This is a genomic window from Amycolatopsis jiangsuensis (assembly GCF_014204865.1).
GTDB lineage: Bacteria > Actinomycetota > Actinomycetes > Mycobacteriales > Pseudonocardiaceae > Amycolatopsis > Amycolatopsis jiangsuensis.
In genome coordinates this window covers 7689002-7702054 of sequence record NZ_JACHMG010000001.1, presented here as the reverse complement: position 1 = coordinate 7702054, position 13053 = coordinate 7689002, and the positions used below count along the sequence as shown (strand labels likewise).

The following is a 13053-nucleotide window of genomic DNA, read 5'->3' as shown; positions in this document are numbered from 1 at the left end:
GGAGGGGCCCCGGTGACCTGCTGGGGCCCCTCCGTCAGCCGAACAGCGCGTTCCGGCCCGGTTCGGAGTCGAACATCGCGCCGCTGTCGTGCCCGACGCCAGGGACGAGGACCTGCTCGTGCGGCGCATCCGGACAGGCCTTGTGCAGTGCGGAAAAGTAATTCTCGCCGCGTTCGAGTCGGTGGTGCCCTTGGGCTTCGGCTTCGCAGGACTGGTCGATGCCGTGGTCCTGGTGCACGTCGTCACCGCCGAGCAGGTAGGTCACCTCGCGCGCGGTGTACTGCCGCGCCAGCGCTCCGGCGGGATAGCCGCTCAGGTAAGGGTTGAGCTGCTTCAGGCCGTACTTGTAGTCGTCGTACCCCGGGCACGAATCGGGCAGACCGCCGGCGACCGGCCGATCGGGCGTGAAGTACAGATAGGACGACGGGTTCGCCGGGACGAAGTGGAACGACACCCCGGTCAGCCGCGCCGGCGCCTTGCCACCGGCCGCGTACCGCTGGGTGAACTGCCCGCCCGCCGAATGCCCGGCCAGGGTGATCCTGGCCAGCTTCGGGAAAGCCTTCCTGTCGGCCAGTTTCGCCAGGATCTCGTCGACCACGGTGAACGAGCTGACCCGCGGCGAGGAGACCGAATCGCCACCGTCCTTCCACGAGGTGTCGCCGCCGTTGGTCCAGGTCACCTCGTCGTCGCCGGGATCGTCGTCCGACGTCTGGAAGTGCGGGGCCACGATCTCGGTGCGGTCCCCGGCACCGGCGTCCCCGGTGGCCTCGACCATGCGCTCGAAGTACCCGTCGGCGTTGCGGCCGGCTCCGTGGATCACCACCACCGCTTCGGTGACCGTGCTCGCGCCGGTCAGCGGATAGCTGGCAAGGTAAGGAATTTCGCCACCGCCCGCCAGGTCGAACGTATGCGCGCAGTCCGCCCCGGAAGTGCACGGCCCGTCCGCGGCGGCTGCCGGCACCGCGCAGCCCAGCGCGAGTGCACCCGCGGCCGCCACGACGGCCGAACGTCGGATCATCGAACGCTCCCTTCCGCTTCCGGCCGGACCACCACGACCCGGCCGAGAGGGACGCTAACGAGCATGATCGGGACCGGTCCCCACCGCCCTTCAGGGCGCGCCGAGTGACTTCTTGACAGCCTCGTCCGGCCGTGGTTACGCTTCGACGGAGCACAACTGAAAAAAATGTTACTAGAGACGCAGAGAACAGTAACCCCATTCCGCAGACGGGGCGACTGTTCTCTTTTTTTGTGTCCAAATCCCCCGGTGAGGTGGTCGAGGTGAGCGGTACCCGCGCGCGGCTGAGTTATCTGCTGCTGTGCATTTCCTGCGGAATCGTTTTCCAGGTCGCCTATATTCGTTTCGTATTCCTGGAACCCACTTGTCACGCGCTCGGCCTCACCGCGCAGGAATACGGCGGCATCATGTCGGTGTTCGGCGCGGTGGCCGCGGTGATGTACTTCGCCGGCGGATGGTTCGCCGACCGGTTCTCGCCCCGGGTGCTCGTGGTGTCCGGCCTGGCACTGACCGGAATTGCCGACCTGGCGCTCACCGTTTCCCCCGGCTACCTGACCGTGCTGCTCGCGCACATCGTGATGGCCTTCGCCGGGATGGCGCTGTACTGGCCCGCGCTGGTGAAGGCCATCGGCTCGTTCGGCTCCGCCGGAACACAGGGACGTCTCTTCGGCTTCCTGGAGGCGATCCGCGGCGTCACCTCCACGCTGATCGGCGGGCTCGGCGCGCTGCTCATCGGCACCCTGCTGGCGCCGTCGGCCGGTGTACTGACCCTGATCGCCATTTACGGCGTACTCGCCCTGGTCATCGCCGCGGCACTCTGGTTCACCCTGCGCGGCCAGACCGGGCACACCCCCGGAAGCGAGCGCTCCGCACTGTCACTGCGCCAGCTGGTGGCCGCCGCGCGGAACAAGTACACCTGGCTGCTCGGCGGTTCGATCATGCTGATGTACTGCTTCTACACCACCCTCGGCTACTTCTCCCCCTTACTGCAGCACGATTTCGGCCTCACCGCCGGGTTGATCGGGGTGCTCGGTGTCGTCCGCAGCTACGTGTTCCAGTTCGTCGCCGGGCCGATCGGCGGATTCGGCGTGGACAAGGTGACCCACTCGACGCCGCGTTTCCTGCGGCTGGCCTTCGCCGGCGCGACGGTGTGCGTGGCGGTCCTGCTGTTCCTCCCCGGCACGCCGGCGCTCTCCTGGGCGGCGCTGACGCTGATGTTCGTCTTGTCCCTCATGGTGTTCGCCAGCCGCGGGGTGTACTGGGCGAGTATCACCGAGGCGCGGATCCCGGCCGAGCAGCGCGGCGGCGTGATCGGGCTGGCCTCCGGACTGGCCTACCTGCCGGACGCGTTCCTGCCCGGGCTCGTCGCGTGGTGGATCGGCGATCCGGGCGCCGGCACCGCCGCGCACGGCGGCTACGGCATGCTGTTCGGATTCCTCACCGCGGCCGGCGTGCTCGGTCTCCTGCTGACCACCGTGACCCTGCGGGTGCAGCGGCGGGAACCCACCGAGCGCCCGGCCCCGCACACCACCGCACTGACCTGAACCCCGTTCCGCCAGAAAGGCACTTCCGTTGGAAATCCAGGATTTCTCCCTCGACCTGTTCTCACTGCGGGGCCGCAACGCCGTGGTCACCGGCGGCAACACCGGCCTCGGCCGCGCGTTCACCGTGGCGCTGGCCAAAGCGGGTGCGAACGTCTTCGCGCCGACCGTGGTGGACGACGACGGCGAGACCCGTCAGCTGGTCGAGGCGGCCGGGGCCCGCCTGGAAACGCTGACGATCGACCTGACCGAACCCGGTGCGCCCGCCGAAGTGGCGGAGTCCTGTGTGGACCGTCTCGGCTCAGTCGACGTCCTGGTCAACTCCGCGGGAATCTCGAAGCTCGCGCCGGTCGCGGAATTCGGCCGCGACCAGTGGGATCCGATGCTGGCGCTCAACCTGACCGCCCCCTTCGAACTCGGTCGGCTCGCCGGCAGGCACATGGTGGAACAGGGGCACGGGAAGATCATCAACATCGCCTCGCTGTTCTCGTTCCTCGGCGGGCAGGGTTCGCCCGCCTACACCGCGACGAAGCACGGCATCGTCGGCTTCACCCGCGCGTACGCCGATGAACTCGGCGCGCACAACGTCCAGTGCAACGCGATCGCACCCGGCTACTTCGCCACCCCGATCACCGCGCAGACGCGCGCGAACCCGGTCACCAACCAGCGCGTGCTCGACCACATTCCGGCCGGGCGGTGGGGCGAGCTCGGCGACCTGATGGGCGCGGTGGTCTTCCTGGCGAGCCGGGCGTCCGACTACGTGAACGGGCACGTCCTCACCGTCGACGGCGGCTACCTCACCCGATGAACCGAATTCCGAACGGAGCAAAGGAAACCATGGACACGACCGCCATCCTCGACCGGCTGCGTGAGCTCACCGGCGCCGACCGTGTGGACACCGACGAGCAGCTGCTGCGCGAGGCGAGCGTCGACCGGTTCAAGAAGTACACCGCCGTGCACGGGATCTACGACGGCCCGTTCCCGATCGCGATCGTGCGTGCGGGAAGCACCGAAGAGGTGGCCGCGGTCCTGGCGTTCGCGAACGAGCACGGCGTCAACATCGTGCCGCGCACCGGCCGTACCGGCACCGAAGGCGGACTCGAAACGAGTTTCGAGCGAACGATCGTGCTCGACGGGTCCGAAATGGACGAGATCGTGCGAGTCGATCCGGTCGACATGCTGGCGACCGCGCAGTGTGGCGTCCCGCTTCGGGTGTTGGAAGAGCGGGTGCGCGAACTCGGCCTCACCACCGGCCACTCGCCGCAGTCGAAGCCGCTGGCGCAGATGGGCGGTCTGGTCGCGACCCGGTCGATCGGCCAGTTCTCCACGCTCTACGGTGGAATCGAGGACCTGGTCGTCGGGCTCGAGGCGGTGTTCCCGGACGGCAGTGTCAGCCGGATCAAGAACGTGCCGCGCCGGGCCGCGGGCCCGGACATCCGGCACGTGGTGATCGGCAACGAGGGTGCGCTCTGCTACGTCACCGAGGTGACGGTGAAGCTGTTCAAGTACCAGCCGGAGCACAACCACTTCCACGGTTACCTGCTCGACGACGTGCGCACCGGCCTCGAGCTCCTGCGCGAGGTCGTCACCGAGGGATACAACCCGTCGGTCGCGCGGGTCTATTCCGAACAGGACGCCGCCCAGCACTTCTCGCACTTCGCCGGCGGCAAGTGTGTCGCGGTGTTCCTCGCCGAGGGCCCGGCCCGGCTCGCCGAGGCAACCAGCGAGGCCATCGAGGAGATCGCCCGGCGGTACCGGACCGAGCGCGTGGACCCGCGGCTCATCCGGGAGTGGTTCGACGATCTCAACTGGGGCCCGGACAAGATCCGCGCCGAACAGGAGACCATGCTCGCCGAACAGCGGCTCGGCTACACCACCGAGGTGTCCGCGAACTGGTCGGTGATCGGCGACGTCTACGATGCGGTGATCGCCCGGATCAGCAAGGAATACCCGCATTTCGGCGACCTCACCATGCTGGGCGGGCACTCGTCGCACAGCTACCAGAACGGGACGAACATGTACTTCGTCTACGACTACCGGATCGACTGCGAACCCCGCGAGGAGATCACGAAGTACCATCTCCCGCTGAACGCGATCATCGTCGAGGAGACGCTGGCCCGCGGCGGTTCCATGGTGCACCACCACGGCATCGGCAAGTACCGCGCGCCGTGGACCGAACAAGAGCACGGCAGCGCGTACCCGATCCTCCGCAAGCTCAAGGACGTCTACGACCCGAACGGCATCATGAACCCGGGCACGATCTTCCCCGCCGGGGACCGCTGATGAGCCGCTACCTGCTCGGCATCGACAACGGCTCGCAGAGCACCAAGGTGACCGTGTTCGACGAGCACGGCGTCCCGCAGGCGCGGGCGCGGGTCGCGTTGCGGCCCAACGACACTCCGCGCCCCGGGGTGGTCGAGCACCCGGACGACGACCTGTGGGACTCGATCGGCGCGGCCACCCGGGCGGCGCTGGACTCGTTCGACGGCAGGCCCGAGGACATCGCCGGGGTCGGTCTGTGCACGATCCGGTTCTGCCGCGCGATGCTGCGGGCCGACGGCACGCTCGCACAGCCGGTGCTGAGCTGGATGGACGACCGGGTCTCGCGACCCTACGAGCACACGAATCCCGACGTGCGCTACGTGACCACGTCCTCGGGCTACCTCACCGCGCGGATGACCGGGCGGTTGCGCGACACCGCGGCGAACTACCAGGGCGTGTGGCCGATCGACACCGACGCCTGGTCCTGGGTGGACGAGCCGGACATTCCCCGGGAAATGCTGTTCGAGCTGGTGCAGCCGGGCGAGCTGCTCGGCACGGTCACCGCGGAGGCCGCGGCGCACACCGGCCTGCCCGAGGGTGTGCCGGTGTTCGCGACCGCCAACGACAAGGCGGTGGAAGCGCTCGGCAGCGGGCTCGCCGACGACCGCACGCTGCTGCTGTCGCTGGGCACCTACATCGCCGGAATGACCACGGGCACGCGGAATGTCCTCGACGGCACGGCATTCTGGTCGAACTTCGCCTGCCGTCCGCGGCAGTACCTCTACGAGAGCCACGGCATCCGGCGTGGCATGTGGACGGTCAGCTGGCTGCGCGACCTGCTCGGCGAGCAGGAATGGCTCAACGCCGGCGCTGCCGAAGTGCCCCCGGGCTCGGACGGCCTGATCGCGGTGCTCGACTGGCTGGCGCCGGTCGAGGCGCCGTACCGCAAGGGGGCGTTCCTCGGCTTCGACGGCAGGCAGGGCCCGTTCCACCTGTACCGCGCGGTGCTCGAGGCGATCGCGCTCACCTTGTGCGGCAACGGAAACGCCATGGCCGCCGAACTGGGCACGGACTTCGACCAGGTGCTGGTCTCCGGCGGCGGGGCCGATTCGGAGGTGATGATGCAGATCGTGGCGGATGCCTTCGACCGGCCCGCGCGTCGCGCGCACGGCGGCGCGGAACTCGGTTCGGCGATCTGCGCGGCGGTGGGCCTCGGCGTCCACCGCGACTTCGACGAGGCGGTGGCGGCGATGGTCCGGCCGGGCAAGCAGTTCTCCCCGGACGCAGCGACGCACGCGCAGTACCGGGAACTGCACCAGGTGCACCAGGAGGTCCGCGACTACACCGATCCGCTGTTCCGCCGGCTGTCCCGGCGCTGAGCTACATCGCCCAGACGTCCACATTGGACGTCGCGATCGCGGTGGCGCCGGCGCCGAGTGCGGCGAGCACGTCGTCCTTGTCGCACACCAGCCCGCCGGCGATGATCGGCACCTCGGTGTCCGCCTTCAGCCAGGTGATCACCCGCGGCACGCAGCCGGGCAGGATCTCGATGTAGTCGGGCCGGGAGATCGCCAGCTGCCGGCCGAGGTTGTGGTAGGAAATCGAGTCGACGAGGAAGAACCGGTGCACGGCGAGCAGGCCACGGGCCTTGGCCGCCTTCACGAGGGCGGCCTTGCTGCTGAGCACCCCGTCGGCTTTCGTCTGCTGTGCCACGAACTCCACGGCGATGTCCCGGCTCACCAGGCCCTCGACCAGGTCCACGTTCACCAGCACGGTCTTGCCCGCGGCGCGCAGCCGCTCGACCAGCCCGGGCAGCGTGAGGATCGACCCGAAGAGCAGGAACACCACCGGCGGTTCGGCGTCCACGGCGGCACGCAGCCCGGCCTCGTCCTTGACGCTCGCGACGACCGGGTGGTCCAGCAGGAGTTCACGCACCATCCCACTATGACACCGCTCGCCCGGATGGCGGTACCCGTCTCCCCGGCGGTCGGCGAGGTTGCGAACCCTACGGAACACCATTCCTGGGGGAAAGTCATGAAACGAACCGTCATCGGCCTCGTCCTGTCCGCGGTCGCCACGCTGAGTGGCGCGAGCCTCGCGAACGCGGCCGCCTCTCCGTCGTCGGACTTCGGAGGCGACATCAGCGGCGGCCGCACCGGGGGCACGATCACTCGGTACAACCGCTCGGTCGGGGTCACCGGATTCGTCCGCGACGATCCCGCGCCCGGCAGCACCACGGTCATTTTCGTGTTCCGGCAGGGCACCACGGTGTTCGACGAGCAGACGCGGACCGTGTCGGACGGTCAGCGGAACTTCGGCTGGACCGAAGCCGGGCCGGTCGGCGGGTTCAGCCTCGTCGACATCCACCTTTCACACGCAGGCGGCACCAGGATCTTCATCGCCTCGGTGCCGCGCAAGGCCTGACCAGCCGGGTCAGACCTGGCGGGCGGTGGCCATCGCCCGCTCGGTCTCCCAGAACGCGCGCATCGACGTGACGAGCCCGGCCTCGTTCACCCGGTAGACGAACACCCCGTCGGTGTCCACCCGGTAGCCGCCGGGCAGGAACGTGGTGATCGTGCCGACGTTGGCCACCTCGGAGCCGGCCGCGAACGAATCGCGGATCACGAACTTGAAGCGTTCCACGTTGGCGATCGTGAGGTCCCAGAACGCCGCGATGCCCTCGTGCCCGTGGTGACCCTTGCCCTGTTCGTCGAACATGGACGGACCCACCGGGTCCTCCACCACCGCGTCCGGCGCGAACAACGCGATCCACGCGTCCTTGTCACCGGCCGTGACGGCGGTCATCGACGCGTACGCGGCGACACGTGCAGGCGGCTGCTGCACGCCGGTGTCCCAGCTGACCTCGATGCCCATGTCACTCCCCGAACTTCGCGATGACTTCGTCGCCGAATTTGCGGATGGCGTCGACCTTCGGGCCCACCTCGGCGCCGAACCCGAGGCCCTCGAACACCCACGGCATGGTGATCGCGTCGGTGACACCGGCTTCTTCCTGCTCGCGGAACCCGTCGAGCCCGAACCGGTCGACGCACACCGCCTGGTACTCGAACGGGTCGTTCTCCCGGCCTCGTTCGGCGAGCAGCGCCTTCAGCGTGCCGATGGTCTCGCGCAGCTGCTCGAGCGTCATCATCGCCGACGACCAGCCGTCGGCCACCCGGGCGGCCCGGCGCAGCGCGATGTCGGTGTGCCCGCCGATGTAGAACGGCACCCGCTTCGGCGGCGTCGGGCTCATGCGCAGCTTCTCGAAGTCGAAGAACTCGCCGTGGTACTCGACCATCCCGCCGTCGAGGATCAGCCGCAGCACCTCGATCGCCTCGTCGAAGCGCTTGCCGCGGCGCGCGTAGGGCGCACCGCACCATTCGAACTCCTCCGGCGACCAGCCGATGCCCAGCCCCAGGCCGAACCGGCCGCCGGTGAGCACGGCCACCGAGTTGACCTGCCGGGCGAGCAGCACCGGATTGCGTGAGCCGAGCTTCAGCACCGAGGTGTAGAACTCGAGCCGTTCGGTGACCGCGCCCATCGAAGCGGTCGCCACGAGCGGGTCCACCCAGGGCGTCTCCTCGTCCCAGAAGCGGCTGCCGTCCGGGGTGTAGGGGTAGTCCGCGGACACCTTCTCGGAGTAGAAGAGCGAATCCGGCAGCACGACCGAGGAGAACCCGGCCTGCTCCGCGGCCCGGGCGAGCTCGCCCAGCTGATCGAGGGGACTCATCGCGACCGACAGGGAGAACTTCATGCCGCGAACTATAACTTGTTCTACTTTACCTGGCCACCGGCCGGGCGGGCGGTGAGGGGAACTTTTCGCGTGCTGTCCGCGTTGTCCGGATCAAGAGGTGGCCCTGTGCCGCCGAGTCAGCGGAAGACACGGAGTGACCCATGGGCACCGCGATCCTGTTGATCGTGCTGGTCGTCGTCATCGTCGGGGGCGGGCTGTACTTCGCCCGGTCGCAGCGCGCCGCGCGGCAGCGGCAGCTGGACGACGCGAAGGCGGACGCGCGGCGGCTCGTCGAGCGCCTCGGCGGCCAGGTGCTCAACATCACCGGCACCGACACCGCGTCCCAGCAGGCCATGGCCGACGCGAGCGAGCGCTACACCGCGGCCGGCTCGCAGCTGGAGCAGGCGAACACGGCGGAGCAGGCGCGGCTGGTCAAGGAGACCGCGATCGAGGGCCTCTACTACGTGCGCGCCGCCCGTACCGCGATGGGCATGGACCCCGGCCCGACCCTGCCGGAAGAGGCCGAGCGCGAACGGGCAGGCAAGGTGACCGAGCACCGGGCGGTGGACGTCGAGGGCCAGCACTACGAGGCCTCTCCGGATCCGGGCCAGGACACGCCCTACTACTACCCCGGCGGCCGCGTCGCGGGCCGCCCGGTGCCGCAGGGCTGGTACAGCGAACCATGGTGGAAGCCCGCGCTGGTCGCCGGCGCCTGGGGCCTGGGCTCGATGTTCCTGTTCAGCGCGATGTTCTCCGGAATGGGCGGCATCGCGAGCGCGTCGGCCTGGGAGTCGGGCTACGACGCGGGCCAGCAGGACGCCCTGGAATCCGGTGACGGCGGCGGCGATGGCGGAGACGGTGGCGACGGCGGGGACTTCGGCGGCGACGGCGGCGGTTTTGACGGCGGCGGTTTCGATGGAGGCGGCTTCGACGGCGGGGACTTCGGCGACTTCGGCGGCGGCTTCGACTTCTGACCCTCGCCGGACCTCCGCCGTGGCCGGTCCACCGAAGCCGAACAGCCGAGGCCGACCGGACGCGAATTCCCGAGGCCGGAACCACCCTCAGCCCACCGAACGTCCCGAGCACGACTCCACACCCCACGCACGAACAACCCTCAACCCACCGAACGTCCCGAGCATGACTCCACACCCCAGACCAGACCAGACCACGTCGCCGGGCCGTCTCCGACCACGCACACCCGGACGATCACGAGCCCAGCACAGATTTCGGCCGCCCCGCTCCGCCGGGGCGGCCGAGCCATTTCCCCGAACCGGCGCAGCACCGCCCACCCCAGCTCCCGGCAGCGCCACTTCCCCAGGCCACTGCAGCCACACAGGCCACCGGCCGAAGCCACCGCAGGCTCACGACGCCACTCCTCCAGGTCGCGGCGGTCCACGGCGTCATTCACCCGGACACCCCACGCCCCGGCGCCACCCACCTCAGGCCCCGACGCGACCCAACCCGAGGTCGCCCCACTCCACGTGTCCAGCGAACGGGAACAAGTTCAGTCAGGCGTGGACGTCGGCCGGGCTCACCGGCCCGACGCACGCTCTGCGGGCAAGAAGCGGCACATCCGCACGCTCCACGTGCAAGAACTCCCCCGCGCCACGAACCCGTCCGCAAGACCAGTCCGCAGGGCCCCGCCGCAAGTCCGCGAAGTCAGGACGGCTGGCAGGTCGGGCACCAGTAGAGCTTTCGCCCCGCCAGTTCCTGGTGCGCCACCGGCGTTCCGCACACCAGGCAGGGCATTCCGGCGCGGCGGTAGACGTACACCTCGCCGCCGTGGCGGTCCTCGCGGGGCGCTCGGCCCATCGCGGCGGGCAGGTGCTTCGGCGCGACCGTGTCGATGCGGCCCACCCTTACCCCGGCGCGCATCAGCTTCACCAGATCCGCCCACATCTCGTCCCACAGCCCGCGATCCAGCGCGCGGCCCGGCACCAGCGGGGCCACGCCACGGCGGAACAGCACCTCGGCCCGGTAGACGTTGCCGACCCCGGCCAGCACGGCCTGGTCCATCAGCAACGCGGCCACCGACGTGCGCGAGCGCGAGATCCGGTCCCACGCCCGGTCCGGTTTCGCGTCGCGACGCAACGGGTCCGGCCCCAGACGCGCCCTGATGGCGTCCACCTGGGCGGGGTCGAGCAGTTCACAGCGGTTCGGGCCGCGCAGGTCGGTCCAGTGCGTCCGGCCGGACAGCCGCATCCGCACCTGGCCGACCGGATCCGCTTCGGGCAGCGGCGATTCGGCGAACGTCCCGTACAGGCCGAGGTGGACGTGCACCGTCCCCAGTGGACCGTAGTGGTGGAACAGGTGCTTCCCGTGTGCCTCCGAGGCGACGAACACCTGCCCGTCCAGCTTCGCGGCTTCGGCGGAGAACCTCCCCTGCGGGCTGCTGACCGCGACCGCCGCCCCCGCGTACCGGCGCTGGTGCAGACGGGCCAGCCGGTGCAGCGTGTGCCCTTCGGGCATCAGGCTTGCGGCAACGGCGGCGGGGTGCCGGTGCGCTCGTAGTCCAGCAGCTGCCGGACCCGCCGGGCGTGCCGTTCGTCCGGCGACTGCGGGGTGGCCAGGAACGCCTCGACGATCTCGGTCGCCTGCTCCGCGGTGTGCATCCGCGCCCCGACGCCGAGCAGCTGGGCGTGGTTGTGCTCGCGGCACAGCTTCGCCGTCTCGACGCTCCAGCCGAGGCCGGCGCGTGCGCCGGGCACCTTGTTGGCGGCGATCTGCTCGCCGTTGCCGGATCCGCCGATGACGATCCCCAGGCTGCCCTCGTCGGCGACCACGCGCCGCGCGGTCTCCACGCAGTAGGCCGGGTAGTCGTCGGCCGCGTCGTAGACGTGCGGGCCGACGTCGACGATTTCGTGCCCCTGCTCGCCGAGGTGGCGGGCGAGGTGGTTCTTCAGTTCGAAACCGGCGTGGTCGGATCCCAAGTAGACGCGCACAGGGCGGAGTCTGCCACCTCGGCGCGCACCGGGCATGCTCCGGGGGTGGACAGCACACCGGGCCGTCCACGCTGTCCGGCGGAACCCTGGAGGCTGCATGACCTGGATCGAGGTGGCCGACGGAGTGCGCGCCCGCCGGTACGGGGAACTCGACCTGACCACCGGCCTCGTGCTCGGCACACGCCGGTGCCTGGTGATCGACACTCGCGGCGACGTCGACCAGGGCGCCGAACTCGCCGCCGCGGTGCGAGAGGTGACCGACCTCCCGTGGACTGTGGTCTACACACACGCGCACTTCGACCACGCCTTCGGCACCACGCCGTTCCTGCCGTGCGACGTGTGGGCACAGGCCGGGTGCCTGACCGAACTCGTCGAGCACGGCGAAGCAGCGAAACGGGACCAGGCCGCCCGCTACCGCGAAGAGGGCAAGCCGGAACTCGCCGAGGCACTCGGACGGACCGGGATCATGCCCCCGGACCGGCTGGTGCAGGAGCACGCGGACCTCGATCTCGGCGGCCGCACCGTGGCGCTGCGCCACCCCGGACCCGGGCACACCGACCACGATCTGCTGGTGCACGTCCCGGACGCCGGCGTGGTCTTCGCCGGCGACCTCGTCGAGCACGGTCCGCACGGGTTCACCGCGGACTCGTTCGGGCCGGACGCCCACCTCGCCGAATGGCCGGCCGCGTTGGACGCACTGCTCGCGCTCGCCCCGCGAATCGTCGTCCCCGGCCACGGCGACCCGGTGGACGCCGCGTTCGTGCGACAGCACCGAGACGGCCTGAGCACCCTCGCCGCGCTTCGAGCCGCCGACGCGACGCCGGCCGAGGCGATCGCCGCCTCGCCTTACCCGGCCGACGTCACCCGAGCCGCCCTTGCCCTCCGGTGAGTGACGAAGCCGGCGAGAACCGGCCTCGCCACTCACGAGGGGTCAGTCGAAGTTCAGCTCGCCGCTGCGGGTGCGCTTGAGTTCGAAGAAGTCCGGGTAGCTCGCCATCGCGACCGCGCCGTCGAAGATCCGCAGCGCGTCCTCGCCCCTCGGGATGGAGCTGAGCACCGGGCCGAAGAACGCCACCCCGTTCACGTGGATCGTCGGCGTGCCGACGTCCATGCCGACCGGGTCCATGCCCTCGTGGTGGCTCTTGCGCAGCGCCTCGTCGTACTCGGTGGATTCGCCCGCCGCGAACAGCTCCGGGGCGCCGACGGCGTCCAGCGCCTCCTTGAGCACCGCGACGCGATCCTTGTTGCCCTGGTTGTGGTAGCGGGTGCCGAACTCGGTGTAGTAGGCGCGCACCGCCGCCTGGTCCCTGTGCTGGGCCAGCGCGGTGGCCACCCGGACCGGCGGCCAGCCCTCGCTGAGCAGCGCCTTGTAGTTCTCCGGCAGCTCGTCACGTCCCTCGTTGAGCACCGACAGGCTCATCACCCGGAAAGTGAGGTCCAGATCGCGCTGCTTCTCCACCTCGAGAATCCAGCGGGAGGTGATCCACGCGAACGGGCAGATCGGGTCGAAGTAGAAATCCACCTTCGTGGGCTGGGACGCGGCAGTCATGTCTCAGGAACTCC

General features: G+C 69.8%; 14 protein-coding genes. 7 read left to right on the top strand and 7 right to left on the bottom strand.

Features of this window, described 5'->3' with window-relative positions; all coding sequences use genetic code 11:
- Nucleotides 1-34: 34 nt before the first annotated feature.
- Nucleotides 35-1018 carry an alpha/beta hydrolase family protein gene (locus BJY18_RS34495; RefSeq protein WP_184784019.1) on the bottom strand — a complete coding sequence of 328 codons (984 nt, stop codon included), beginning with the start codon at nt 1016-1018 and terminating at the stop codon, nt 35-37.
- 230 nt (nt 1019-1248) lie between these two features.
- Between BJY18_RS34495 and BJY18_RS34490 the strand changes: the two genes are divergently transcribed.
- The 4 genes from BJY18_RS34490 to BJY18_RS34475 are packed head-to-tail and all read left to right on the top strand — an operon-like array spanning nt 1249 to nt 6197.
- Complete coding sequence (locus tag BJY18_RS34490) at nt 1249-2559, top strand: MFS transporter (protein WP_184784018.1); 1311 nt, start codon at nt 1249-1251, stop codon at nt 2557-2559.
- A gap of 28 nt (nt 2560-2587) precedes the next feature.
- Entirely contained in the window at nt 2588-3364 is a 777-nt protein-coding gene (locus tag BJY18_RS34485) for an SDR family oxidoreductase (RefSeq protein ID WP_184784017.1), read from the top strand.
- A gap of 29 nt (nt 3365-3393) precedes the next feature.
- Nucleotides 3394-4839: an FAD-binding oxidoreductase gene (locus tag BJY18_RS34480; protein WP_184784016.1), complete on the top strand. Its 1446-nt coding sequence runs from the start codon at nt 3394-3396 to the stop codon at nt 4837-4839.
- Nucleotides 4839-6197 carry an FGGY-family carbohydrate kinase gene (locus tag BJY18_RS34475; RefSeq protein WP_184784015.1) on the top strand — a complete coding sequence of 453 codons (1359 nt, stop codon included), beginning with the start codon at nt 4839-4841 and terminating at the stop codon, nt 6195-6197. Before BJY18_RS34480 ends, BJY18_RS34475 begins: the two co-directional genes overlap by 1 nt.
- A gap of 1 nt (nt 6198) precedes the next feature.
- Here BJY18_RS34475 and BJY18_RS34470 read toward each other — a convergent pair whose 3' ends face one another.
- A complete protein-coding gene (locus BJY18_RS34470) occupies nt 6199-6756 on the bottom strand; it encodes a glycerol-3-phosphate responsive antiterminator (RefSeq protein WP_184784014.1) in 558 nt (185 codons plus the stop codon).
- A gap of 96 nt (nt 6757-6852) precedes the next feature.
- Here BJY18_RS34470 and BJY18_RS34465 point away from each other — a divergent pair, with 96 nt between their 5' ends.
- Nucleotides 6853-7242, top strand: coding sequence for a hypothetical protein (locus BJY18_RS34465; RefSeq protein ID WP_184784013.1), 390 nt, complete (start codon nt 6853-6855; stop codon nt 7240-7242).
- A 9-nt stretch (nt 7243-7251) separates the two neighbouring features.
- Here BJY18_RS34465 and BJY18_RS34460 read toward each other — a convergent pair whose 3' ends face one another.
- Both BJY18_RS34460 and BJY18_RS34455 read right to left on the bottom strand, forming a co-directional pair.
- Nucleotides 7252-7692 (bottom strand): nuclear transport factor 2 family protein, encoded by a 441-nt coding sequence (locus BJY18_RS34460; RefSeq protein WP_184784012.1) that lies wholly within the window; start codon nt 7690-7692, stop codon nt 7252-7254.
- A 1-nt stretch (nt 7693) separates the two neighbouring features.
- Entirely contained in the window at nt 7694-8569 is an 876-nt protein-coding gene (locus BJY18_RS34455; RefSeq protein ID WP_184784011.1) for a TIGR03619 family F420-dependent LLM class oxidoreductase, read from the bottom strand.
- Nucleotides 8570-8709: 140 nt separating this feature from the next.
- On the opposite strand from BJY18_RS34455, the gene BJY18_RS34450 reads away from it, so the two are divergent.
- Nucleotides 8710-9522, top strand: a complete 813-nt coding sequence (locus tag BJY18_RS34450) for a hypothetical protein (RefSeq protein ID WP_184784010.1) — start codon at nt 8710-8712, stop codon at nt 9520-9522.
- 685 nt (nt 9523-10207) lie between these two features.
- On the opposite strand, the gene BJY18_RS34445 is transcribed toward BJY18_RS34450, so the two are convergent.
- Together BJY18_RS34445 and BJY18_RS34440 are read right to left on the bottom strand one after the other, a co-directional pair.
- A complete protein-coding gene (locus BJY18_RS34445; RefSeq protein ID WP_184784009.1) occupies nt 10208-11017 on the bottom strand; it encodes an Fpg/Nei family DNA glycosylase in 810 nt (269 codons plus the stop codon).
- Nucleotides 11017-11490, bottom strand: a complete 474-nt coding sequence (locus tag BJY18_RS34440) for a ribose-5-phosphate isomerase (protein WP_184784008.1) — start codon at nt 11488-11490, stop codon at nt 11017-11019. The genes BJY18_RS34445 and BJY18_RS34440 overlap by 1 nt, the downstream gene beginning before the upstream one ends.
- Nucleotides 11491-11587: 97 nt before the next feature.
- Between BJY18_RS34440 and BJY18_RS34435 the strand changes: the two genes are divergently transcribed.
- Nucleotides 11588-12379: an MBL fold metallo-hydrolase gene (locus tag BJY18_RS34435; protein WP_184784007.1), complete on the top strand. Its 792-nt coding sequence runs from the start codon at nt 11588-11590 to the stop codon at nt 12377-12379.
- Between the two features lie 42 nt (nt 12380-12421).
- On the opposite strand, the gene BJY18_RS34430 is transcribed toward BJY18_RS34435, so the two are convergent.
- Complete coding sequence (locus BJY18_RS34430) at nt 12422-13039, bottom strand: mycothiol-dependent nitroreductase Rv2466c family protein (protein ID WP_184784006.1); 618 nt, start codon at nt 13037-13039, stop codon at nt 12422-12424.
- Between the last annotated feature and the right edge of the window lie 14 nt (nt 13040-13053).

Bases quoted from the DNA above. Each gene is read 5' to 3' on its own strand.
- BJY18_RS34495 (WP_184784019.1), bottom strand. From the start codon at position 1,018: ATGATCCGACGTTCGGCCGTCGTGGCGGCCGCGGGTGCACTCGCGCTG.
- BJY18_RS34480 (WP_184784016.1), top strand. From the start codon at position 3,394: ATGGACACGACCGCCATCCTCGACCGGCTGCGTGAGCTCACCGGCGCC.
- BJY18_RS34475 (WP_184784015.1), top strand. From the start codon at position 4,839: ATGAGCCGCTACCTGCTCGGCATCGACAACGGCTCGCAGAGCACCAAG.
- BJY18_RS34470 (WP_184784014.1), bottom strand. From the start codon at position 6,756: ATGGTGCGTGAACTCCTGCTGGACCACCCGGTCGTCGCGAGCGTCAAG.
- BJY18_RS34465 (WP_184784013.1), top strand. From the start codon at position 6,853: ATGAAACGAACCGTCATCGGCCTCGTCCTGTCCGCGGTCGCCACGCTG.
- BJY18_RS34460 (WP_184784012.1), bottom strand. From the start codon at position 7,692: ATGGGCATCGAGGTCAGCTGGGACACCGGCGTGCAGCAGCCGCCTGCA.
- BJY18_RS34455 (WP_184784011.1), bottom strand. From the start codon at position 8,569: ATGAAGTTCTCCCTGTCGGTCGCGATGAGTCCCCTCGATCAGCTGGGC.
- BJY18_RS34450 (WP_184784010.1), top strand. From the start codon at position 8,710: ATGGGCACCGCGATCCTGTTGATCGTGCTGGTCGTCGTCATCGTCGGG.
- BJY18_RS34445 (WP_184784009.1), bottom strand. From the start codon at position 11,017: ATGCCCGAAGGGCACACGCTGCACCGGCTGGCCCGTCTGCACCAGCGC.
- BJY18_RS34435 (WP_184784007.1), top strand. From the start codon at position 11,588: ATGACCTGGATCGAGGTGGCCGACGGAGTGCGCGCCCGCCGGTACGGG.
- BJY18_RS34430 (WP_184784006.1), bottom strand. From the start codon at position 13,039: ATGACTGCCGCGTCCCAGCCCACGAAGGTGGATTTCTACTTCGACCCG.